The sequence below is a fragment of the Nocardioides ginsengisoli genome, from assembly GCF_039537225.1.
GTDB lineage: Bacteria > Actinomycetota > Actinomycetes > Propionibacteriales > Nocardioidaceae > Nocardioides > Nocardioides ginsengisoli.
The window spans coordinates 1-19,775 of sequence record NZ_BAABAC010000040.1 but is presented as its reverse complement, the minus strand read 5'-3'; the positions used below and the strand labels follow the sequence as shown (position 1 = coordinate 19,775).

The following is a 19,775-nucleotide window of genomic DNA, read 5'->3' as shown; positions in this document are numbered from 1 at the left end:
TGCCCTAAACCAACGTCTTTCGCGCCCCCAGAAGAGGGTTCGCAAGGAGTGTGATCGACCAGACCGCGACCTCGGATTGGGCGCCCCGTACACGACACGGAACAATGGGCACCGAGAGGACACCACAGCGTCGTCCAACCGAAGCGCCCAGGAGGAAGCCATGGCAGCAGGCGACACCCAGCCGGACCTGCCCGATCGCGTCATCGTTCCCCGCTCCGACCGTCACCAGGTCGTGGTCATCGGCTCCGGCTTCGGTGGCCTGTTCGGCACCAAGCAGCTCAAGGATGCCGACGTCGACGTCACGATGATCGCGAAGACGACCCACCACCTCTTCCAGCCGCTGCTCTACCAAGTGGCGACCGGCATCCTCTCCGAGGGCGAGATCGCGCCGCCGACCCGCGAGGTCCTGGCCGGCCAGAAGAACGCCCAGGTGCTGCTCGGCGAGGTCACCGGCATCGACCTCGAGAACCGGCTGGTCACCTCCCACGTCCTGGGCCGCGAGCTCGTGACGCCGTACGACTCGCTGATCGTCGCCGCCGGCGCCGGCCAGTCCTACTTCGGCAACGACCACTTCGCCGAGTTCGCCCCCGGCATGAAGAGCATCGACGACGCCCTCGAGCTGCGCGGCCGGATCTTCGGCGCCTTCGAGATGGCCGAGCTCGGCGCCGCCCGCGGTGAGAACGTCGACCACCTGCTCACCTTCGTCGTCGTCGGCGCCGGCCCGACCGGTGTCGAGATGGCCGGCCAGATCGCCGAGCTCGCGCACCGCACGCTGACCCGCGACTTCCGCGCGATCTCGACCCGCCACGCGCGCGTCATCCTGGTCGACGCGGCGCCGCAGGTGCTGCCGCCGTTCGGCCACAAGCTCGGCAAGTGGACCCAGGAGAAGCTCGAGAAGCTCGGCGTCGAGGTCATGCTCGGCGCGCTGGTGTCCCAGGTCGACGAGCGCGGCCTGACCGTCAAGTACAAGGACGGCAGCGAGAAGCGCATCGACGCGATCGCCAAGGTGTGGGCCGCCGGCGTCCAGGCGAACCCGCTCGGCAAGCAGCTCTCCGCGCAGACCGGCGCCCCGCTCGACCGCGCCGGGCGGATCTCGGTCAACCCCGACCTCACCCTGCCGGGCTACCCCGAGGTGTTCGTGGTCGGCGACATGATCTCGCTCGACAACCTCCCGGGGGTCGCGCAGGTCGCGATCCAGGGCGCGAAGTACGCCGCCAAGGAGATCGAGGGCCGGCTGCAGGGCAAGCCCGCGCAGGGCCCCTTCAAGTACTTCGACAAGGGCTCGATGGCGATCATCAGCCGCTTCCGCGCGGTCGCGATGGTCGGCAAGCTGCGGCTCACCGGCATCCTGGCCTGGCTGATGTGGCTGGTCGTCCACCTCTTCTACATCACCGGCTTCAAGAACCGCGTCACGGCGGTCATGCACTGGTTCGTCTCGTTCATCGGCAAGGGCCGCTCCGAGCGCACCTCGACCGAGCAGCAGATCTTCGCCCGGGTGGCGCTGCAGCGGCTCGCGCGCGGTGCGACCGACCTGGTCTCCGAGCCGGGGCAGTTCGACGAGGCGCTGCGCCGGGCCGAGCTCGAGCAGGTCGCCGCCGAGGAGGCGCGGCTGTCCGACGAGAACAAGCGTGGGGTGAAGGTCGGCGGCTGACGCTGTCGCCCGGCTGCAGGAATCCCCGCTTCAGCGGGGATTCCTGCGCTTCCTGACGGTTGCAACCGTCAGGAAGCGCTAGTTTCCGTCAGGAAGTCCGAGCCGCTCGCGCACCGCGCGCGGCAGGATGAAGACGCCCTCGGCTTCGCAGGTCACGCCCTGCGGGCCGATCATGCGGGCCTTGGCCCACGTCTTCACGCCGTCCTCGCGGTCGACCCACGCCTCCGCGCGCAGGTCGCCCAGCGGCGTCCCGCGCCGGTAGACGAGGGTCAGCGTCCCGGTCATGCCGGGGCGCCCGGCCGCGCCGACGGCGTGGCCGAGGATCTGGTCGAGGATGAGCGCGACCATGCCGCCGTGGACCAGTCCCGGCGGGCCCTCGTACGCCGCGCCGCAGTGGAAGTCGCTCTCCACCCGCCCGCTGGGGTCGCTGTGGACGACGAGCGGCGGGGCGATCGGGTTGCGCAGGCCGATGACCGGGTTGCCCCAGGGGCGTCGGCGTCCGGCGGCGAGGTACTCCATGCCCATGGTCTGGGCGCGCCGTACCTTGCGCAGGCGCGCGACCGCCGCCTCGATGTCTGCCTGGGCTGCGCGGACCTCCTCGGCGTCGACGTCCGACATCACGCACAGGTCGACCAGTTCGCGCGCGGCCTCGGCCAGCGGGCGCCAGGTCGCGGCGTCCTCGGCGGCGCCCGGGTCGGACGCGGCGTCTTCGGGGAAGTGGACGGTCATGTCCGCCAGGGTAGAACACGTTCTCGTTCGGGGCTCCGGGAAATGCCGTTGCGTCGGAATGATGGGATGGGGACATGACCGCGCTCGTGGCACCGGACACCGCCCGCTGGAAGCAGTGGGCCGCGATGATCGAGGACTTCGACGGCGTCGAGGAGATGCACGGCTCCGGCTACTGGCAGCTCGAGGGGCCACCGGTCCCCACCCAGGCCGGGTGCGACGCCTACGTGACCATGACCGAGGTGACGTCGACTGCTGACCTCGACGGCACGCGGGTCGCGTCGACGTACTTCTGGATCGCGGCCGACGACGGCCGCCCCGACGACGAGCTGGTCGGCTTCCTGCACCTGCGGCACACGCTCAACGCGTGGCTGCTCGAGCAGGGCGGCCACATCGGGTACGGCGTGAAGCCGTCCGCTCGCCGTCAGGGACACGCGTCGCGCGCGCTCGCGCTGGGTGTGCGGGCGGCGGCGGGGCTCGGCCTCGACCGGGTGCTGGTCACCTGCGAGGCCGACAACGAGGCGTCGCGGCGGACCATCCTGTCCGGCGGCGGGGTGCTCGAGGACGAACGGGACGGCAAGCTGCGGTTCTGGATCCCGACTGCCTAGGATCCCGGCTGCTCAGGGGCGCAGCTCGGGGCGCAGCCGGTAGAGCACGGTGGTGAACCAGTGCGGGTCGACCATGGTCCGGGTGATCACCACCAGCGGCAGGCCCTCGCGCTCGATGAGCACGGTCCAGCGCCGCTCGCCGGGCTCGCCGACGATCGCGATCGGGGTGTACGCCGCCCCGACGTCGATCAGCTCGGACTGGCCGTTGCGCCGGATGGTCAGCTGACCGCGGCGGATCGAGAGCTGGGTGGTGGTGCTGCCCGCCCGCACCGCCCAGACGACGAGCAGCAGGAAGCCGAGCGTCGCGGCGACGCCGAGGGTGGCGGTGGTGGGTGACTTCGCCGCGGCGTACGACGCGACGCCGGTCGCGACGAGCACCGACAGCAGGACGATCGACAGCGTGCGGCGTACGCCGCCCCGGGCCGGGAAGTCGGCGTCGGTGCTGGCGTTGAGCGCGGTGAGGTTGTCGGCGGGCTCGGTCCAGCGCCCGCGGCGGATCTCGGGCGGCGTGGTGTGCAGCGGCGGGGGAGCGGGGCGCGGGTCGGCGGCGACGATCGGCTCGGGTGGCGGTGTGGTCATCCGGACCGCCGTCCGCGGGGCCGGCTTCGGCTCGGGTGTCGGCTCGGGCTTCGGCTCGGGCTTGGCGCGGCGGGGTGCGTCGGCGCGCAGCGCGTCGACGACGGACCGGCCGAGGTCGGTGCTGTCGAGGTCGACATGGGCGATCCGGGACGGCGGCTCGGGCGGCGCCTCGACGCCGAGCGCGTCGAGCACGGAACGGCCCGCGGTGGTGCCGTCGACGCGGGCGGCGGGCGGCTCGGGCGCGGGAGTCGGTGCAGGGGTCGGCGCAGGGGTCGGCGCAGGAGTCGGCGCGGGCGCGCCCCCGCGCGGCGCGCCGGTGACCCGGGCGTCCTTCGCATAGGTGGCGCGCTTGTTCAGCCAGGCACGGATCGTCTCCGTGTCGGGCCCGAACTCGTCACTGCTCCCCATGACGGAGTCCCTTCCTTCCCTCTCCCGCCGCTCAGGGTACCGGCCGGTAGCGCCGCCGTCCCTCGTTCGGACGGGCCGTGCCGGTGGTCCCGGCGGGCCGGGACCGGACGGACTACGACGTCCGCGGGTCGAGCCGGTAGATTTGAGAGCGATTCCCAGTCCCTCGAGGAGGTCAGGTGCCCGAGACCGAGTCCCGCTCGCCCGCGCTCCGGCCGACCCGGCAGCGCCGCGCGATCACCGATGCGCTGACCGCGGCGACCGACTTCCAGAGCGCCCAGGAGATCCACGACAGCCTGCGCCAGGCGGGCGACAAGGTCGGCCTGGCCACCGTCTACCGCACGCTGCAGGCGATGGCCGAGACCGGCGACGTCGACGTCCGGCACAACCCGGCGGGCGAGGCGACGTACCGCCGGTGCAGCGACTCGCACCACCACCACCTGGTCTGCCGCTCGTGCGGCCGCACTGTCGAGATCACCGGGTCCGCGGTCGAGCGGTGGGCGCACGCAGTCGCCGAGGAGCACGGGTTCTCGGAGGTCAGTCACACGGTCGAGCTCATGGGGCTGTGCGCGGAATGCGCCGCCCGAGCCGACCGTGGAAGCGCATCGCGCTGACCGTCTCGTCGTCGGCGCGCACGTAGCCGATCTCGTCGGACGGCGTGCCGTCGGCCGTGAGGACGACGAGCGTGCCGGGGCCGCCGAGGAGCGGTCGTGTCGCAGTGACGCCGGCGGGTGCCGACTGCAGTAGGCCCCGTGGGACTCGAACCCACAACCTAAGGATTAAAAGTCCTCAGCTCTGCCAATTGAGCTAGGGGCCCCCGGGGGCTCAGTATGCCGTGCCGGCCGGGGAGTCTCGGTACCGGCCGCCCCGTCGCCGTCGTCTGCGGGCTCGCCCTCGGGTCGGAGCGGCGGATCGGTCGAGGCGGCGTCGCCTCGCCGAGCGGGGATACCTCCCTGACGAGCCGCGCTCGGGGGAGTGGTGGCAGCGTGAGACGCCCTCGAGCCGGGACTTCGTCTCGGTCGGGGCCGTCCGATCGGATGAACTTGTCGACATTTCGTGAGACTTCGTGAACGCCGCCGGGTACGGCGCCTAGGGTGGATACCGATCCGGCGGGGGAGTCGGCGCTCGAGGGCATCTGCGGATGCGTCCGGGCGTGGCAAACAAGCGGTGCCGGATCCGTGCCGCCGAGTGATGACCATTCTGATGTCTCCTTGGCGTGCGCCTGTCTCTTCGTGAGGCCCTATCACCTCCCCGCTCCCGGTTCCGCCCTGGAACCGCGGAACGCCGACTCGGAGGGGGTGGCCCGATGGGCCCCACACGCGTTTCCCGCATCACCGTGCTCGCTCGCCACGAGCTGTTCGCGGAGACCCTGGAGCTGGCGCTCACGCGCGCCGGTCACGAGGTCCACCGGATCACGCCGTACGAGCAGACACTGCCGCCGGCCCGCATGCTGCAGGTGCTGCAGCGCGCGCGGCCCGAGATCCTGCTGGTCGAGCCGGAGGCCGACAGCAGCGACACCGCAGTCGTGCTGCGGACCCTGAGCAACTCGGGCGTGCTCGTCGTCGTCCTGACCGAGGACGTCGACCGGGCCCGCTGGGGGCAGTGGCTGTGGCTCGGCGCGCACAGCGTCGTCGCGACGTCCGTGCGGCTCGACACGCTGCTCGACGGGCTCAGTGCGCTGGCGTCCGGCAAGGAGCTGATGCCGCGTGAGGAGCGGCACCGGCTGATGGAGCTGTACCAGCGCGAGCGCAGCGCGCGGCGGGCGTCGCGCGAGCAGCTCGCGTCGCTGACCCAGCGTGAGCGCGAGGTCCTCGCCCACCTCATGTACGGCGACAGCGTGAGCGACATCGCCGAGGTGAATGTCGTCGCCGAGGCCACCGTGCGGACCCAGGTCCGCTCGATCCTGCGCAAGCTCGGCGTCACGTCGCAGCTGGCTGCGGTCAGCATCGCCTACCGCGCCCGGTGGCAGCCGGCGGTCCCGGACGGAGCGCGCCGGGAGCCGCGGCCCTACGATCGGTCCTCGTGCACGAGCTCGCCCCGGATGAGCGCCGGGTCCTCGCTGCCGTCGCCGACTGGATCGCCGGCCGGCTGAGCCGCTCCGGGCGGCGCGGCGTGGTCGCGGGCGCGGACCGGCCGCGGCTGCCCGCGGTCGGCCCGACGGGCATCGGGATCGAGGCGGCCTGGGAGGTGCTGCGCGACCAGGTGCTGCCGACGGTCTTCCCGGCCGACCATCCCCGCTACCTCGCGTTCGTCGGGGGAGCGCCGACGGCGGCCGCCGTCCTCGCCGACGCCGCGCTCTCCGCGGCAGCGGTCTACGGCGGCAGCGAGCTCGAGGCGGGCGCGGTGGTGGCCGCCGAGCGGGCGGCGGCCCGCTGGCTCTGCGACCTGGTCGGCTATCCGCCGCAGGCCCACGGCGTCTTCGTGAGCGGGGGCTCGCTCGCCAACCTGAGCGCGCTGGTGGCCGCGCGCCACGCCCGTCGTACGGCGGACGGTGCGCTGCCCGGCACCATCGTCGCGGGCGCCGCCGCCCACGCGTCGATCGCCGCCGCGGCGGGGATCATGGGCTGCTCAGTCGTGTCGGCCGGCTCACCGGACGTGCCGCTGCGGGCGGCCGACCTGACGCCGGTGCTCGACGCCCTCGACCCGGGTGCCGTCGTCGCGGTCGTCGCCACGGCCGGGGCTACCAACAACGGCGTGGTCGACGCCCTCGACGAGCTGTCCGCGGTGTGCGCGGAGCGCGGCATCTGGCTCCACGTCGACGCGGCGTACGGCGGCGGCGCGCTCCTCGTTCCCGAGCTGCGCCCGCTCTTCGCGGGCATCGAGCGGGCCGACTCGGTCACCATCGACCCGCACAAGTGGCTGTTCACGCCCTTCGACTGCGCCGGCGTGCTCTACCGTGAGCCGGCCGTCGCCCGGGCCGCCCACGAACAGCGCGCGGCCTACCTCGAGCCGGTCACGGAGCAGCACCACGACAACCCGTCCGACTATGCGGTGCACCTGACCCGCCGGGCCCGCGGCCTGCCGCTGTGGCTCTCGCTCGTCGCCAACGGCGTCGAGGCCTATGCGGACGCGGTCGCGACCTGCCTGGCGACCGCGCGCGACGCCGTACGGCGGATCGAGGCGAGCCCGGTGCTCGAGCTGGCCACCGAGCCGGGGCTGTCGGTGGTGCTCTTCCGGCGCCGCGGCTGGGCACCCGACGACTACCGGCGGTGGTCGCAGCAGGTGCACGGCCAGGGGCTGGCACTGGTCACGCCGACGACGCTCGCCGGCGAGACCGTGCTCCGGCTGTGCTTCGTCAACCCGCTGACCTCCGCCGCCGACGTGGACGCGGTCCTCGCCGGGCTGGCGGACGACCGCGGCTGAGCAAGGGAGTCACTCGGGCAGCAGCGTGCCGAGCGGGCCGAGGTCGATGTTGAGGTCCTCGGTCGACAGGCCGTAGCGGTCCTTGAGGTCGTTCATCGCCTGCTCCAGCCGCATCAGGCCGTTGCCCAGGCCCTCGATCTGCGCGTCGCTGAGGTCGCCCTCGTCGAGCCGCCGGATCGCCTGCTTCTCCATCAGTTGGCGGATCAGCTCGATGATCGTCAGCACGAGCTTGAGCAGGTCGCGCTCGATCGCCTCGGCGTCGGTCTCCAGGCGCTGCGGGACGACGGCCCGGTGGCGGCCCCCGGTCGCACCGGTCACGAGCTCGGCTCCATCCGCGCGCGGACCGAGCTGATCAGCAGCTGCAGCCGGATCTCCACCAGGTCGACGCCCGCGAGCGAGACGACGACGTCGCCGGCGACGACCACGCCGGTGCCGAGCAGCCGGTCGAGCAGGTCGACGAGGGCGACCGGCGCCAGGTCGCGGGCCGGGGTGCGCTCAGGCGTCACCGCGCGTCCAGCATCGCGAAGGAGTACGGCGGCCACGGCCCGCGTGCGTCGACGACCACCTCGCCGCCGTCGGCCCGCAGCTGGTCGAGCAGGGTCGCGAAGCTCGCGCGGTCGGCGTCCGGGACGAGGAAGGCGGCGTTGAGGACCATCGTGCCGCGCAGCCCGGACAGCCGCGGGTCCTGCGGCGGCAGCCGGCGGCTGGCGCGGGAGAGCCGGGCCAGCTCGTCGTGGATCCGGGCCGCGGCATCGGCCGCGGAGTCGTCGCGGGTGGCGCGCCGCCTCGCCTCGGTCTGCTTGCGGCGCAGGTAGTCCGCGCCGCTCGACGGGGCCGCGGCCGCGACCTGCGCCTCGGCGAGCTCGTCGGGCGGGGCCAGCACCTTCACGCTCCACTCCGAGCAGCCCTCGACCCGGTCGAGGACGTGGCTGAGGTCGATGTACATCGCGCGCAGCCGGGCGCGCACCGCCGCGTCGTCGAAGCAGACCGTCGCGAGGCGCATCGGCGCCGTCGGTGCCCGGACGGCGACCGCGCGCACCACGTCGTCGTGCAGCCGGACGACGTCCTCCAGCCAGGTCATGTCCTCGAGGTTGCGGCGCAGCGCCTCCTCGCCGAACACCGCCATCGGGACGGTGGAGACGACGGCCGCGAGGTCCTGGTGGGCGACCAGCTCGAGCGGCGCGGCGTACAGCGCGGTGACCTCGCGCACGACGGCCGGGTCGAGGCCGCGGCACACGGCGTACAGGTAGCGGCCGGTCTCAGGCTCGCTCATCGTCGCGCTCCTCCTGGCCCGACCGGCCCTCCAGCTCGGCGACCCGCTCGCGCAGCTGCCGGTTCTCCTCGGCCATCCCGCGCTCGCCGACGGTGAGCATCGGGTCGTGGCGCCACCAGTCGATGCCCATCTCCTCGGCCTTGTCGACCGAGACGACGAGCAGCCGCAGCTTGATCGTCAGCAGCTCGATCTCCAGCAGGTTCACCCGGATGTCGCCGGCGATGATGATGCCCTTGTCGAGGACCCGCTCCAGGATGTCGGCGAGGGACGCCGGCTCGGGGCGTCCGTGGTAGCCGGAGGGGGCCAGGTCGGCGTACCGGGTGCTCGGCGTCTCGCTCATCGCTCACCCTCCCCGGCAGCGCCGCGCAGGTAGCGGTCGACGCGGCGGTAGCCGACCAGGTCGCCGGTCCGGTCGAGGTCGAGCTCGTAGACGCCCAGGACGTCGGTGGTGTCGGGGATCCGCCGCATCTCGAGCAGCTCGACCTCGACCGACCAGCCGTCGCCGTCCTTGGCGAACCCGACGATGCCCTCGAAGGTCCGCCCGGTCAGCGCGGCCAGCTGCTGCGCGCCCCGCAGGGCCGCCTCGGCCCCGGAGATCCGGGACGGGCGCGGCTGCGTGCGCTTGGCCGCAGGCGCCTTCGCGGCCGGCCTCTTCTCGGCCCGCTCGGGTGTGCGCTCGGGTGCTCGCTCGGGTGCTCGCTCGGCGTCAGCCATGGCGGTTCCGCTCCTGGCCGATCATCAGCCGCTCGACCAGCTCGTCCTCCCAGGCGACCGCGGTGTCCTCGTCGATCCGGCCGTCCTGGCGCAGCCGGTCGACCTCCTCCAGCTCACGGCGGATCGCGGCCGGGTCGTAGTAGCGATCCTCCGCATGGCGCAGGATCTGGTCGGCGACGGCGACCGTCCCGCGCACGGGAGCGAGCGGGAAGGTGAGGATGCCCGTGATCAGGCCCATCCGGCGTCCTTCGCGAAGTCGTGCGCCGCGAGCGGGCCGACCAGGCGCATCCGCAGGCTGTCGCGGTGCTCGCGGGCGAGATCCTCGAGGCGGTCGACGACCTCCTCGGCGCGCGCGTCGTCGATGAGCAGGGCCACGTCGAGGACCTGCGTGGCCGACGACGTGCTGCGCACCCGGTACGCCGCCACGTCCGGGGCGATCCGGGCGAGCAGCGCCTGCCCGTCCTGGACGCTCCAGTTCTCCAGCGCCCGCGCGACCAGCTCGCCGAGCCGCACCCGGTCGCCGTACGACGCCGGCCCGGGCGCCGCGACCGTGCGGGCGCGCAGCTCGCGGATCTCCGGGTCCTCGGCCACCAGCTCGGCGAGCACGACCTCCTCGACGTAGGAGACGCGCAGGTTGTACTGCCGACGGCCGGTGAGGTGGTCGAGGGCCGCCGCGAGCTGGTCGCGCTGCTGCGTGAGGAACTCGGCGACGGCCTCCCGATCCGGGAGCACCGAGCCGAAGCGGACGGGGACCACGGGTCCGCGCCCGGCCAGGGTGTCGAGGACGGAGTTGTACTCCAGCAGGTCCGCCCGGCGGACCCGCATGCGGCCCGGGTCGACCTCGCCCACGACGGCGGCGAGGCCGCCGGCGTCGACCAGCTCGGCGGCGAGGCCGTCGAGCCGGTCAGCGCCCGTGTCGGCGGAGCGGACGACGCCGTACACGAGGAGGGGCTGGGGACCTGCGGCCGGATCGACGGCCGTGGCGAGCTCGGCGCTCATCGGTCGTCGTCGGAGCGTCGGCGGCTGGCGGGCCGGCGGGCCGGGCGGCGCTCCTTCTCCTCGTCGTCATCGTCCTTCTTGCCCCCGCCGGTGAGCGCGCGCTTGACGCCCTCGACCGCGCCCTGGGCCTTGCCGGATGCGCCGGACTGCTGCAGGTCGTGGACCATCTCGCCGAGGTCCTTGCCGCCCTTCTCGTAGAGGTCCAGCCGGCCGGTGGCCTCGGCGAACCGCAGGTAGGTGTCGACGCTGGCGATCACGATGCGCGCGTCGATCGTGAGCAGCTCGATGCCGACGAGCGAGACGCGCACGTACGCGTCGATCACGATGCCCTTGTCGAGGATCGCGTCGATGACGTCGGCGAGGCCGCTCGGGGCGGGACGTTCGAGATAGCCGCCACCGCGGCGCTGGGTCGTCTGCACGGTCACTGCCTTGCCTCCAGATCAGGTGGTTCGGGTGGGGGTCGGGGTGCGTCAGCTGGCGCGGCGCCGCGAGCGGGAGCGAGCCGGCTCGGGCTGCTCCTCTTCCTCGTACTCGTCCTCGTCCTCGTACTCGTCGGCGCCCTCGGGCTCCTCGTCCTCGTACTCGCCCTCGGGCTCCTCGTCCTCGTACTCGTCCTCGGGCTCCTCGTCCTCGTACTCGTCCTCGGGCTCCTCGTCGGACTCCTCGTCCTCGTACTCGTCCTCGGGCTCCTCGTCGGACTCCTCGTCGGGCTCCTCGTCGGACTCCTCGTCGGACTCCTCGTCCTCGTACTCGTCCTCCGGCTCCTCGACGGGCCCCTCGTCGGACTCCTCGTCGGACTGGTCCTCGGACTGGTCGTCGTACTCGTCCTGCGACTCCTCCTCAGCGGCCATCGCGTCCTCGTGGGACTCCACGACCTCGCTGTCCTGGATCGTGCCGCGCCAGCCCTCGGCGCCGTCCAGATCGAGGACGGCGGAGGTCATCACGTGGTTCTGGAAGTTGCGCAGCTCCGCGCGGACGCGGCGGCCCTGCGCGCGCCAGAGGTTGCCGGTGCGCTCGAAGAGGCCCTGCGGGTGGTACTCGAGGACGACGAGGATCCGGGTGAGATTCGGGGCCAGCTCGTGGAAGGTGACCGCGCCGTCGACGTGGCCCTTCTTGCCGGTGGAGCGCCACACGATCCGTTCGTCGGGGACCTGCTCGATGATGGTCGCGTCCCACGTTCGGTGGGACCAGACGATCTGGGCCCGCCAGGTGAGCTTGGTGTCCTCCTCGGCCTCGACCGTCTCGACCTTCTTCATGAAGGTCGGGAAGCGGCCGAACTCGGTCCACTCGTTGTAGGCCGTCCGGACCGGGACGCCGACGTCGATCTCCTCGATGATGTTGGTGGCCTTGGCCACGTCGGAGGAGCCGGAGGAGCCGGACCCGCCGCCGAGGCCGGGGATCTTGTCCTTCACCGCCCCGACAGCGGAGCCGGCCGCGCCCTTGAGCGCGCCGGTGACCACGCCTCCCCCCAGAAGGCCCGATCCACCGCCGTTCCCCGACGAGTTGCCGGACACCACGTCCTCGAGCCGGTCGGTCAGGCCCGACAGCTTGTCGCCGATCGAGCTCGCCGCCCGTTCGGTGAGCGCCTGGGCCAAGCCGCCGCCCGCGGACTTCAGCCGATCGCGACCCGTGCTGCTCGCCATCGCGATCACCGCCTCGAGCCGGAGGAGGACGTCTTCGCAGCGGTACGGCGTGAGCCGCTGGTCGACTTCCGGGCCGAGGATCGGCTCGACGCCGTCTTCTTCGCGGCGGACTTCTTCGCGGGAGCGGTCTTCTTCGCCGCGGTCTTCTTCGCAGGCGCGGACTTGCGCGCCGGGGCCTTCTTCGCCGGGGTCTTCTGAGCGGCGGTCTTCTTCGCCGGGGCCCGCTTCGCGGCGCTCCGTCGGGTACGCCGCCGCGGGGCCGGCTCCTCGGCCTCGGCCTCGGCGTCGTCCTCGTCCTCGTCCTCGTCCTCGGCCTCGTCGTCCGGCTCGGCCTCGGCGTCGGACGTCTCGTCCTCCGGCGCGTCGTCGTAGTCCTCGTCGGTCTCGTCGTCCTCGTCCTCGGCGCCCCTCGCCTGCAACCGCCCGGTGATCGACTCGACGCGTCCGGCGGCCGCGACCATCGCGGCCTCCTTGGCGACGTCCATCAGCCGCCCGGTGAGCTGGTTCTGCAGCTGCTTGAGCTGGGGATTGCTCTCGATGAGCTTCGACCCCTGGGCCAGCAGCTGCCGGTTGGTGGCGAGTTTTCGCCCGGCCATCAGGCCGGCGAGTGAGACGGCGAGGCGCAGCTTCTTGGTGCGCCCCAGCAGGTAGCCCCCGGCGACGGCCAGGGCGATCTTCGAATTGGCAGACATCTCGTTCGGTCACGATGCACTCCCCCCGAGTACAGGTCGTGACCGCCTCCCTCGTGGGAGCGCCGTACCCCGCCACCGGGGCGGCATTCGGCTACGAACGGCAAGGACGCCGAGGCTTACCCCATATGGGGGATAAGGAGGCCGAGACGGTCGGATCGGGCGCATCCGCGGGGGTGGTGCGGGGTACCGAACAGGCCCGAGAACGGCCATTCCTAGGGGGAGCACGATGGACGACCAGAACCGCGGCAACCGACACGGCAACGGCAACCACGGCGACGAGGACGACGTACGCGCGCGGATCGTCGACATGCTGCTGGAGAAGATCGCGGACGACCCCTTCCCGTCCCTGCCGATGATGGTGCTGCTCGAGCAGCTCCTGACGCCGGAGGAGAGGCCCGCCTACGCGGCGGTGCTGATGGAGAAGGTCAGCGAGGCGCGGTTCCCGAGCGTCTCGATGATGGCCCATCTGGTCGAAGTCGCCCAGTCGGTCTGAGGAGCGCGCCATGAAGCTGCTGCGTTGGACGCTCGCGAGTCTCCTCTGGATCGTCGGCGGACTGCTCGGGCTGGTCGGCGTGCTCCTGACGGTCACCTTGGTCCTGGCGCCGGTGGGTCTGCCGGTGCTCTACCTGGCGCGCAAGGTGTTCGGTCTCGCCGGGCGGCTGGTGATCCCGCACCCGGTGCGGCATCCGCTGGAGGAGCTGCAGCAGCAGGGCCAGGACGTGGGCAAGAAGGCCCGCAAGCAGGGCAAGAAGGCCCGCAGGTCGGGCCGGAAGGCCCGCAAGAACGCCAGCAAGAGCATGGGCAAGAAGGCGTCGAAGGCCAAGGATGCCGTGGCGGAGCGACTGCCCTGAGGTCGGGCCCGAATCCCGCGAGACCCAGCCAGAACCGGCCGTCGACGCAGGTGTCGTGCCGCTCGGGCGGGGTACTGTCCGGGGGTGACGTTGACGGGGCACTTGGTGCACGAGCATGAGTGGCACCTGGTCGTCGTCCATCTCGAGGATGGCGCTGCGGCCGCGGAGTACGCGTGCGACGGCTGCGGCTCGGTCGACTTCCGCTGAGGCGCCGCAGAGGTCTGGCGGAAATCCCAGCGGGTACCGGCGGACCATGTACATCGGACTCGGCATCATCCTGCTCATCGCCGGACTCGTCCTCGAGACGGACGTGATCACCGTCGACATCAAGAACGTCGACGAGCACGCCCTCGGATGGATCCTCATCCTCGCGGGCGCGCTCGCGATCGTGCTGTCGCTGATCTATGCGCCGCCGTGGCGGCGACGGACCGTGGTCCGCCGCCGCGACGGCGTCGACGAGATCGACTGACCGGGACCGCCTGATCCCGGTCAGTCTGACGCGGCGTCGTCAGCGACCCGCTGCGCCCGGGTCCTCCCGTTCCCGGGCGTAGCGGCCGCCGGCCGGCGTCTCGGCCGTGCCGGTCGAGTCCGCGCGGACGTCGTAGCGCTGGGTCGTGGTCGACGCGGCCGCCGTACGACGGTGCAGGCGGGCCCGCTCGGCCTCCTCACGGCCACGGGCGTAGGCCTCCTCGAGCACCCGCTGGGCGACCGGCCGTCCGCCGAGGCCGAAGGCCAGGGCGAGTCCGAGCGCCAGCGCGAACATGGTCGCGGCGAAGGCGATCCGCACGATCTCGGGCGCGATCCGCAGCTGCTCGAGGATCATGAACAGCGCCACGACCATCACCACGGCGGGCACGACGACGGCGATGATCCGTCCGGTCGCGGTGTCGCCCATCATCCGGGTGAGGCTGGTCGCGAGGGCCGTCGACAACAGCGCGGCAATCACGAAGATCGCGATGGCGACCAGGACGTTCGGCAGGTAGGCGAGCACCTGGTTCATGAACGTCGTCAGAGCCGGAACCTGTAAGGCGGTGACCGCGGCGACGGCGAAGAACACGAGGATGAACCAGAAGACGACGAGCGAGACGGCCCGCGCCACCCCCATCCCCGGCATGACCCGCGCGACGAAGGCGTGGGAGTGGGAGCGCTCGAGGTGGCCGTCGATGCCCGACATGTCGAGCGCCTTGCGGACGGCGACCTGGACCAGCTTGGCGACGATGATGCCGATCACCAGCAGGACCAGGAAGCCGATGAGATTCGGCAGGAACCCGATGAACCTGTCCATCGCGTTCTGGAAACTGTCTGAGATGTGCATGAGGTGTCCCCCCGGTGTGGTTGTGTCCCCATGTCGTGCTTGGGCAGTACCTCCGGTCGGGTCAGGCAGACGGGTGGGGCGCTACAGGAAGGCCCGCCCCTCGCCCCGGTAGGTCGGCACGGAGGCAACCAGCCGCCCCTCGTGCACCAGGTGCAACGTGTCGACGCGCTCGCACAGCTCGCCGGCCTTCGCGTGCCGGAACCACACCCGGTCGCCGACCCGCAGCTCGCCCCCGTGCGCGAGCGGGGTCTGCGCCTCGCCGGCCCCCTCCAGGCCGGTGAGCGCGAGTCCGGTGGGCCACACGGGGCTGGGCAGCCGGTCGGGTGCGGGGACGCCGCTCGCCACCCAGCCGCCGCCGAGCACGGTCGCCATGGTGGGGGACGGACGGCGTACGACGCTGGTGACGAAGTACGCCGCCGGCCGCGGCCGGAAGCGCCGGTAGCCGTCGAAGAGCGTCGGGCAGTAGAGGCCCGAGCCGGCGGCGACCTCGGTGACGGCGTCCTCGGCGACGGTCGACTCGATGCTGCCGGTGCCGCCGCCGTTGACGAACTCCAGCTCCACGACCTCCCGTACGGCGGCCACGGCGGCGGCCCGTCTCCGGGCCAGCTCGCCGATCGAGAGCGCCTGCACCGCGCGGATCTGCAGCTGGTGCAGCCGCGACCCGGTGTTGTCGCCGAGCCCGGCGACCTGCCCCTCGTAGGCCATCAGCCCGACCAGCCGCACCCGCGGCCGGGCCGTGATCGCGAGGGCCAGCCGGCCCGCCGCCTCCGGCGTGTGGACGGGGGAGCGGCGGGTGCCCAGGTGGACCCGCCCCTGCAGCAGCCGCAGCGACGCGTCGAGGTCGAGGCAGACCCGGATCGGCGGCGCGCCCACCGGCACGGTCGACTCGATGAAGTCGATCTGCTCGATCGAGTCGACCATGAGCGTCACCCGCGACGCGAGCGTCTCGTCGGCCGCCAGCCGGCGCAGGGCGGCGCGATCGACCGACGGATAGCCGACCACGACGTCGGTGCACGACTCCGCCAGCCAGAGCGCCTCGGGCAGGGTCAGCGCGAGCACGCCGGCATAGCCGTCGAGGTCGAGGACGGCGTCGCTGATCGCGCGGCAGCGCACGGACTTCGTCGCCAGCCGCACCGGCTTGCCGGCGGCCCGCGTGGTCAGCGCGCGGGCGTTGGCGGCGAGGGCGCCGAGGTCGATGACGGCGTACGGCGTCTCGAGCTCGGCGGTCGCCGCCTCCAGCTCGGGGAAGCTGCTCGTGGTCGCGGAGATCGAGGCGACGTCGAGGGCCTGGGTGGGCGTCATCCGAAGAGCCGCTCGACGTGGGCGTTCGCGAAGACGCCGGTGGGGTCGAGCCGCTTGCGCACCTCGCGGAACTCCTCGAACTCGGGGTAGAGCCCGCTCAGGGTGTCGGCGCCGAGCGTGTGCCGCTTGCCCCAGTGCGGGCGGGCGCCGTAGGCGGCCGCGACCGTCTCGACCTCGGTGAAGAGCTCCTGCCACGGCATGCCGGCGTACATGTGCGCGGCGATATAGGCCGTCGGCCGGCCGTACGACGGGCTCAGCATCGACTCGGTGTCGGCGGCGACGAAGCGCACCTCCAGCGGGAAGTTCACGTCGAGCCGGCGCCGGTCGATGCGCGCCAGGATGTCGGTCAGCGCGTCGGCGCACGCCTCCCGCGGGAACGCCCACTCGGTCTCGGTGAAGCGCACCAGGCGCGGGCTGGAGAAGACGTGGTGGCTGACGTCGACCCGCTCCGACGCGCCGGCCAGCCCGGTGACCATCCGGTTGAGCCGCGGGATCGCCGACGGGAAGCGGCGTCCGGCGCGGCAGACCAGGTCGAGGATCCGGTTCTCGACGATCACCTCGTCGACGTACGCCTTGGCCCTGCCGCTCGCCTTGATCGGCGCCTCGGTGCGGTTGAGCTCCTTGGTGAGCGCGTCGGGGGCGTGCGGGAAGACGAAGAACTCGAAGTGGTCGTTGCCGTCGGCGTAGGCGTCGAGTTCGGCGAGGACCTGCGTCAGCGGCAGGCGGTCGCGGCGCTCGTGCAGCCGGAAGGATGGCACCGCCCGCAGCGTGTACGCCGTCACGACGCCCAGCGCGCCGACGCTGACCCGGCCGGCACGCAGGTCCTCGCCACTGAGCTCGACGATCGAGCCGTCGGCGGTGACCAGCTCCATCGACTCGACGAGCGTCGCCAGGTTGCCGAGCTTCGCGCCGGTGCCGTGGGTCGCGGTGGAGATGGCGCCGGCGGCGCTCTGCACGTTGATGTCGCCGAGGTTGGCGAGGGCGAGGCCGTGGTCGTCGAGCAGCTCGTTGAGCCGGAACAGACGGGTGCCGGCGCTGACGCGGACCCGGCCGGCGGGCCGGTCGACGACCTGGATGCCGGAGAGCCGGTCGAGCGAGATCAGGGTGCCGTCGGTGAGCACGTTGTCGCCGAACGCGTGGCCCGCGCCGACGACCCGGACGCCCTGGCCCTGCGCGGCGGCCTCGCGCACGACGGCCGCGACCTCGGCGACCGACGACGGCTCCGCGCGGCGGGCCGGGCTACAGCTCTGGTCGCCGGTCCAGTTGCTCCACATGTTCACTCCCTCGGTTCGGCCTGCCAGGAACGATGCCCCGCTCCGGCGTCGCGGTGAAGCACGAGAATCGGGTCCGACCCACATCGCAACGGTTGTCAATCGGGCTCCGGTTGGTGTTTCACCGGTGCCGTGATCGGCGTCACGCTTCACCCATGGCCGACACCGTCCCGGGCCCGCGCTCACGCTGGGCCGTCCTCGCCGCCTTCGCCGTCGTCGGCGCGGTGACCCAGCTGCTCTGGCTCACCTATGCGCCGGTGACGACCGTCGCCGCGCACCACTACGGCGTCTCCGAGGCGGCGATCGGCTGGCTCGCGAACGTCTTCCCGCTCTGGTACGTCGTGCTGGCCATCCCGACCGGCCTCGCCCTCGACCGCTGGCTGCGCCCGACGCTCGCGCTCGGCGCGATCCTCACCGCCCTCGGCGCCTGCGTGCGCCTGGCCGGCGACGACTTCGGCACCGCGTTGGCCGGGCAGACGCTGGTCGCGCTCGCCCAGCCGCTCGTCGTGACCGCGACGTCCGCAGTGCCCGCGCGCTACCTGCGCCCCGAGGACCGGCCGAAGGGCATCGCCGCCGCCTCGGCCAGCACCTTCGCCGGCATGATCGCCGCCTTCCTGCTCGGCACCGTCGTCAGCCTGCACACCGCGCTCGTCGTGGGTGCGGTCGCCGCGGTGCTCGCCGCCGGCGTGCTGCTCGTCGCGCTGCGGGCGCGGCCCGGCTTCCTGCCCGAACTGGCGCCGGCCGGGCTCCGCGACTTCCGCGACGCCTGGCGCAACCCGGTCGTGCGCCGGATGTGCCTGCTGGTGCCGATCCCGTTCGGCACGTTCACGGCACTGACCACCTGGGGTCAGCCGCTGCTCGAGCCGGCCGGCGTCAGCGCCGACCAGGCCGGGCTGCTGCTTCTCCTCAACGTGACCGCGGGCGTGGTCGGCTGCGCCGTCGTACCGGTCTGGGCGGCCGCGCGCAGCCGCCAGCGCCAGGCCGTCCTGGCCGGCGTCCTGGTCACCGTGGTGGGCTGCCTGCTGCTCGGGTTCGCGCCCGGGCTCGGCACCGGACTGGTGAGCTTCGTGGTCATCGGCGTGCTGCTGCTGCCCGCGCTGCCGATCGTGCTCGAGATCAGCGAGCGTGCCTCCGGGCCCGCCGCCGGCATCGCCGCCGGCCTGGTCTGGCTCGCCGGCCAGCTCGGCGCGCTCGTGGTCACCGGCGTCGCCGGAACCCTCGTCCACGCGCCGCTCGGCGCCTTCCTGCTGCTCGCCGCGATCACCCTGCTGGCGCTCCCGGCCCTCCCGCGACCGGATGCCCTAGCATCACGGACATCGACCTCCAGACCCGCAAGCTCCGCTACTTCGTCGCCGTAGCGGAGGAGCTGCACTTCAGCCGCGCGGCCGCCCGCGTGTTCCTCACGCAGCAGGCCCTGAGCCGCCAGATCAAGGAGCTCGAGGACGAGCTCGGCGTCCGGCTCTTCGAGCGGACCACGCGGAAGGTGGCGCTGACCCCGGCGGGCGAGGCGTTCGCCGAAGCGGTGCGGGAGGTGCTCGGCCGGCTCGATGACGCGGTCGCCGCGGCCCGTCGTACGAGTCGCGTGCTGACCGGCCGGCTCCGCCTGGGCTTCATCCCCGGCGCCGCGCTCGAGCTCACCGGCCCGATCATGGCCGCCTACCGGGAGGCGTTCCCGGACGTCGAGGTCGAGATGCGGGAGTTTCCCGCCAACGACCCCTCGGCCGGCCTCGCGTCGGGCGTCACCGACGTCGCCTTCATCCGGCTGCCGCAGGGCACGCAGCGGATCGAGACCGAGGAGCTCTTCGTCGACCCGGTCGTCGCGATGGTCGCCGAGAGCCACCCGCTGGCCGCGCGGACGTCGGTCTCGGCGCGCGACCTGATCGACCACCCGCTGACGCTCTCCGACACGACCGACGAGGTCTACCGCGCCTTCTGGGGCCTGTACGCCGCCCGCGACCAGCCCGGCCGCTTCGTGGCGGTCTCCTCGGTCACCGAGGAGACCTCGCTCGTCGCCGCGGGCGCCGCCATCGGCGTCACCGGTGCAGCCGTGATCGCCTATGCGCCCTCGCCCGGCATCCGGTTCCTGCCGATCGAGGACTGGCCGGGCTCGACGGTCGCGCTCGGCTGGCATGTCGGGGAGCGCTCGCCGGTGGTCGCGCGCTTCGTCGACACCGTGCTCGCCGTACGGGATCGGGAGCGGGGGATCGTCGAGCGGATCGAGCAGCGGGGGCGGCTCTAGGCTCTCGGGGGTACTGCGCCGAGCGGTTGCGGTGGGCGCGGTGCGGGGTTCTTTTTATCGATGGCGTGGTGGCGCGCCGCGGTGGTTGAGGTGGGTGGTTGCGGCTCGCTGTCGGCCAGCGGTTGTTGCCGGTACACCCCTGTC

At 72.7% G+C, this 19,775-nt stretch carries 25 protein-coding genes and 1 tRNA gene; 10 read left to right on the top strand and 16 right to left on the bottom strand.

The genetic code is table 11. From position 1 onward, the window contains the following. Positions 1-160: 160 nt before the first annotated feature. Positions 161-1,651 (top strand): NAD(P)/FAD-dependent oxidoreductase, encoded by a 1,491-nt coding sequence (locus AB4880_RS20590; protein WP_367921084.1) that lies wholly within the window; start codon positions 161-163, stop codon positions 1,649-1,651. 78 nt (positions 1,652-1,729) lie between these two features. Here the strand turns inward: AB4880_RS20590 and AB4880_RS20585 are convergent, their stop codons facing one another. Continuing rightward, complete coding sequence (locus AB4880_RS20585) at positions 1,730-2,380, bottom strand: PaaI family thioesterase (RefSeq protein ID WP_367921083.1); 651 nt, start codon at positions 2,378-2,380, stop codon at positions 1,730-1,732. Between the two features lie 74 nt (positions 2,381-2,454). On the opposite strand from AB4880_RS20585, the gene AB4880_RS20580 reads away from it, so the two are divergent. Continuing rightward, positions 2,455-2,985 carry a GNAT family N-acetyltransferase gene (locus AB4880_RS20580; RefSeq protein ID WP_367921082.1) on the top strand — a complete coding sequence of 177 codons (531 nt, stop codon included), beginning with the start codon at positions 2,455-2,457 and terminating at the stop codon, positions 2,983-2,985. A gap of 12 nt (positions 2,986-2,997) precedes the next feature. Here AB4880_RS20580 and AB4880_RS20575 read toward each other — a convergent pair whose 3' ends face one another. After that, positions 2,998-3,972, bottom strand: a complete 975-nt coding sequence (locus AB4880_RS20575; protein WP_367921081.1) for a hypothetical protein — start codon at positions 3,970-3,972, stop codon at positions 2,998-3,000. A 176-nt stretch (positions 3,973-4,148) separates the two neighbouring features. Here AB4880_RS20575 and AB4880_RS20570 point away from each other — a divergent pair, with 176 nt between their 5' ends. After that, a complete protein-coding gene (locus tag AB4880_RS20570) occupies positions 4,149-4,583 on the top strand; it encodes a Fur family transcriptional regulator (protein WP_367921080.1) in 435 nt (144 codons plus the stop codon). Positions 4,584-4,713: 130 nt separating this feature from the next. Here the strand turns inward: AB4880_RS20570 and AB4880_RS20565 are convergent. Beyond that, a tRNA-Lys gene (locus tag AB4880_RS20565) sits at positions 4,714-4,786 on the bottom strand. Positions 4,787-5,275: 489 nt separating this feature from the next. On the opposite strand from AB4880_RS20565, the gene AB4880_RS20560 reads away from it, so the two are divergent. After that, positions 5,276-6,061, top strand: a complete 786-nt coding sequence (locus AB4880_RS20560) for a helix-turn-helix transcriptional regulator (RefSeq protein WP_367921079.1) — start codon at positions 5,276-5,278, stop codon at positions 6,059-6,061. Further along, complete coding sequence (locus tag AB4880_RS20555; protein ID WP_367921078.1) at positions 5,992-7,332, top strand: pyridoxal phosphate-dependent decarboxylase family protein; 1,341 nt, start codon at positions 5,992-5,994, stop codon at positions 7,330-7,332. Before AB4880_RS20560 ends, AB4880_RS20555 begins: the two co-directional genes overlap by 70 nt. Positions 7,333-7,341: 9 nt before the next feature. On the opposite strand, the gene AB4880_RS20550 is transcribed toward AB4880_RS20555, so the two are convergent. The 10 genes from AB4880_RS20550 to AB4880_RS20505 are packed head-to-tail and all read right to left on the bottom strand — an operon-like array spanning position 7,342 to position 12,653. Next, positions 7,342-7,650 carry a gas vesicle protein K gene (locus AB4880_RS20550; RefSeq protein WP_367921077.1) on the bottom strand — a complete coding sequence of 103 codons (309 nt, stop codon included), beginning with the start codon at positions 7,648-7,650 and terminating at the stop codon, positions 7,342-7,344. After that, on the bottom strand, positions 7,647-7,838 hold the full coding sequence (gene gvpJ, locus AB4880_RS20545; protein WP_367921076.1) for a gas vesicle protein GvpJ: 192 nt from the start codon (positions 7,836-7,838) through the stop codon (positions 7,647-7,649). The genes AB4880_RS20550 and gvpJ (AB4880_RS20545) overlap by 4 nt, the downstream gene beginning before the upstream one ends. Next, the gene (locus tag AB4880_RS20540) at positions 7,835-8,605 is read right to left on the bottom strand and encodes a GvpL/GvpF family gas vesicle protein (protein WP_367921075.1); all 771 of its coding nucleotides are present in this window, start codon (positions 8,603-8,605) and stop codon (positions 7,835-7,837) included. The genes gvpJ (AB4880_RS20545) and AB4880_RS20540 overlap by 4 nt, the downstream gene beginning before the upstream one ends. After that, positions 8,592-8,945 carry a gas vesicle protein gene (locus tag AB4880_RS20535; protein WP_367921074.1) on the bottom strand — a complete coding sequence of 118 codons (354 nt, stop codon included), beginning with the start codon at positions 8,943-8,945 and terminating at the stop codon, positions 8,592-8,594. Before AB4880_RS20535 ends, AB4880_RS20540 begins: the two co-directional genes overlap by 14 nt. Then, complete coding sequence (locus AB4880_RS20530; protein ID WP_367921073.1) at positions 8,942-9,319, bottom strand: gas vesicle protein GvpO; 378 nt, start codon at positions 9,317-9,319, stop codon at positions 8,942-8,944. The genes AB4880_RS20535 and AB4880_RS20530 overlap by 4 nt, the downstream gene beginning before the upstream one ends. Further along, positions 9,312-9,557, bottom strand: a complete 246-nt coding sequence (locus AB4880_RS20525; RefSeq protein WP_367921072.1) for a gas vesicle protein GvpG — start codon at positions 9,555-9,557, stop codon at positions 9,312-9,314. Before AB4880_RS20525 ends, AB4880_RS20530 begins: the two co-directional genes overlap by 8 nt. Further along, positions 9,548-10,318, bottom strand: a complete 771-nt coding sequence (locus AB4880_RS20520) for a GvpL/GvpF family gas vesicle protein (RefSeq protein WP_367921071.1) — start codon at positions 10,316-10,318, stop codon at positions 9,548-9,550. The genes AB4880_RS20525 and AB4880_RS20520 overlap by 10 nt, the downstream gene beginning before the upstream one ends. Beyond that, positions 10,315-10,737 carry a gas vesicle protein GvpJ gene (gvpJ, locus tag AB4880_RS20515; protein ID WP_367921070.1) on the bottom strand — a complete coding sequence of 141 codons (423 nt, stop codon included), beginning with the start codon at positions 10,735-10,737 and terminating at the stop codon, positions 10,315-10,317. The genes AB4880_RS20520 and gvpJ (AB4880_RS20515) overlap by 4 nt, the downstream gene beginning before the upstream one ends. Positions 10,738-10,788: 51 nt before the next feature. Then, positions 10,789-11,961 (bottom strand): SRPBCC family protein, encoded by a 1,173-nt coding sequence (locus AB4880_RS20510; RefSeq protein WP_367921069.1) that lies wholly within the window; start codon positions 11,959-11,961, stop codon positions 10,789-10,791. Positions 11,962-11,966: 5 nt separating this feature from the next. Next, a complete protein-coding gene (locus tag AB4880_RS20505; protein ID WP_367921068.1) occupies positions 11,967-12,653 on the bottom strand; it encodes a hypothetical protein in 687 nt (228 codons plus the stop codon). A gap of 226 nt (positions 12,654-12,879) precedes the next feature. On the opposite strand from AB4880_RS20505, the gene AB4880_RS20500 reads away from it, so the two are divergent. From AB4880_RS20500 to AB4880_RS20490, 3 genes are all read left to right on the top strand, one after another. Next, a complete protein-coding gene (locus AB4880_RS20500; RefSeq protein WP_367921067.1) occupies positions 12,880-13,146 on the top strand; it encodes a hypothetical protein in 267 nt (88 codons plus the stop codon). Positions 13,147-13,156: 10 nt separating this feature from the next. Further along, the gene (locus AB4880_RS20495) at positions 13,157-13,504 is read left to right on the top strand and encodes a hypothetical protein (protein ID WP_367921066.1); all 348 of its coding nucleotides are present in this window, start codon (positions 13,157-13,159) and stop codon (positions 13,502-13,504) included. 253 nt (positions 13,505-13,757) lie between these two features. Continuing rightward, complete coding sequence (locus AB4880_RS20490) at positions 13,758-13,973, top strand: DUF6458 family protein (RefSeq protein ID WP_367921065.1); 216 nt, start codon at positions 13,758-13,760, stop codon at positions 13,971-13,973. A 39-nt stretch (positions 13,974-14,012) separates the two neighbouring features. Here the strand turns inward: AB4880_RS20490 and AB4880_RS20485 are convergent, their stop codons facing one another. The 3 genes from AB4880_RS20485 to AB4880_RS20475 all read right to left on the bottom strand — a co-directional run bounded on the left by AB4880_RS20485 (position 14,013) and on the right by AB4880_RS20475 (position 17,395). Continuing rightward, the gene (locus tag AB4880_RS20485; protein ID WP_367921064.1) at positions 14,013-14,789 is read right to left on the bottom strand and encodes a mechanosensitive ion channel family protein; all 777 of its coding nucleotides are present in this window, start codon (positions 14,787-14,789) and stop codon (positions 14,013-14,015) included. Positions 14,790-14,900: 111 nt separating this feature from the next. After that, positions 14,901-16,121: an alanine racemase gene (locus AB4880_RS20480; RefSeq protein WP_367921063.1), complete on the bottom strand. Its 1,221-nt coding sequence runs from the start codon at positions 16,119-16,121 to the stop codon at positions 14,901-14,903. After that, positions 16,118-17,395, bottom strand: coding sequence for a D-arabinono-1,4-lactone oxidase (locus AB4880_RS20475; RefSeq protein WP_367921062.1), 1,278 nt, complete (start codon positions 17,393-17,395; stop codon positions 16,118-16,120). The genes AB4880_RS20480 and AB4880_RS20475 overlap by 4 nt, the downstream gene beginning before the upstream one ends. Before the next feature lie 152 nt (positions 17,396-17,547). On the opposite strand from AB4880_RS20475, the gene AB4880_RS20470 reads away from it, so the two are divergent. Further along, positions 17,548-18,750 carry an MFS transporter gene (locus tag AB4880_RS20470; RefSeq protein ID WP_367921061.1) on the top strand — a complete coding sequence of 401 codons (1,203 nt, stop codon included), beginning with the start codon at positions 17,548-17,550 and terminating at the stop codon, positions 18,748-18,750. Then, positions 18,699-19,631 (top strand): LysR family transcriptional regulator, encoded by a 933-nt coding sequence (locus AB4880_RS20465; RefSeq protein WP_367921239.1) that lies wholly within the window; start codon positions 18,699-18,701, stop codon positions 19,629-19,631. The genes AB4880_RS20470 and AB4880_RS20465 overlap by 52 nt, the downstream gene beginning before the upstream one ends. Positions 19,632-19,775: the final 144 nt, after the last annotated feature.

Bases quoted from the DNA above. Each gene is read 5' to 3' on its own strand.
- AB4880_RS20485 (WP_367921064.1), bottom strand. From the start codon at position 14,789: ATGGACAGGTTCATCGGGTTCCTGCCGAATCTCATCGGCTTCCTGGTC.
- AB4880_RS20560 (WP_367921079.1), top strand. From the start codon at position 5,276: ATGGGCCCCACACGCGTTTCCCGCATCACCGTGCTCGCTCGCCACGAG.
- AB4880_RS20480 (WP_367921063.1), bottom strand. From the start codon at position 16,121: ATGACGCCCACCCAGGCCCTCGACGTCGCCTCGATCTCCGCGACCACG.
- AB4880_RS20470 (WP_367921061.1), top strand. From the start codon at position 17,548: ATGGCCGACACCGTCCCGGGCCCGCGCTCACGCTGGGCCGTCCTCGCC.
- AB4880_RS20510 (WP_367921069.1), bottom strand. From the start codon at position 11,961: ATGGCGAGCAGCACGGGTCGCGATCGGCTGAAGTCCGCGGGCGGCGGC.
- AB4880_RS20590 (WP_367921084.1), top strand. From the start codon at position 161: ATGGCAGCAGGCGACACCCAGCCGGACCTGCCCGATCGCGTCATCGTT.
- AB4880_RS20580 (WP_367921082.1), top strand. From the start codon at position 2,455: ATGACCGCGCTCGTGGCACCGGACACCGCCCGCTGGAAGCAGTGGGCC.
- AB4880_RS20490 (WP_367921065.1), top strand. From the start codon at position 13,758: ATGTACATCGGACTCGGCATCATCCTGCTCATCGCCGGACTCGTCCTC.
- AB4880_RS20495 (WP_367921066.1), top strand. From the start codon at position 13,157: ATGAAGCTGCTGCGTTGGACGCTCGCGAGTCTCCTCTGGATCGTCGGC.
- AB4880_RS20520 (WP_367921071.1), bottom strand. From the start codon at position 10,318: ATGAGCGCCGAGCTCGCCACGGCCGTCGATCCGGCCGCAGGTCCCCAG.
- AB4880_RS20475 (WP_367921062.1), bottom strand. From the start codon at position 17,395: ATGTGGAGCAACTGGACCGGCGACCAGAGCTGTAGCCCGGCCCGCCGC.
- AB4880_RS20540 (WP_367921075.1), bottom strand. From the start codon at position 8,605: ATGAGCGAGCCTGAGACCGGCCGCTACCTGTACGCCGTGTGCCGCGGC.
- AB4880_RS20525 (WP_367921072.1), bottom strand. From the start codon at position 9,557: ATGGGCCTGATCACGGGCATCCTCACCTTCCCGCTCGCTCCCGTGCGC.
- AB4880_RS20535 (WP_367921074.1), bottom strand. From the start codon at position 8,945: ATGAGCGAGACGCCGAGCACCCGGTACGCCGACCTGGCCCCCTCCGGC.
- AB4880_RS20530 (WP_367921073.1), bottom strand. From the start codon at position 9,319: ATGGCTGACGCCGAGCGAGCACCCGAGCGAGCACCCGAGCGCACACCC.
- AB4880_RS20505 (WP_367921068.1), bottom strand. From the start codon at position 12,653: ATGTCTGCCAATTCGAAGATCGCCCTGGCCGTCGCCGGGGGCTACCTG.
- AB4880_RS20575 (WP_367921081.1), bottom strand. From the start codon at position 3,972: ATGGGGAGCAGTGACGAGTTCGGGCCCGACACGGAGACGATCCGTGCC.
- AB4880_RS20585 (WP_367921083.1), bottom strand. From the start codon at position 2,380: ATGACCGTCCACTTCCCCGAAGACGCCGCGTCCGACCCGGGCGCCGCC.
- AB4880_RS20500 (WP_367921067.1), top strand. From the start codon at position 12,880: ATGGACGACCAGAACCGCGGCAACCGACACGGCAACGGCAACCACGGC.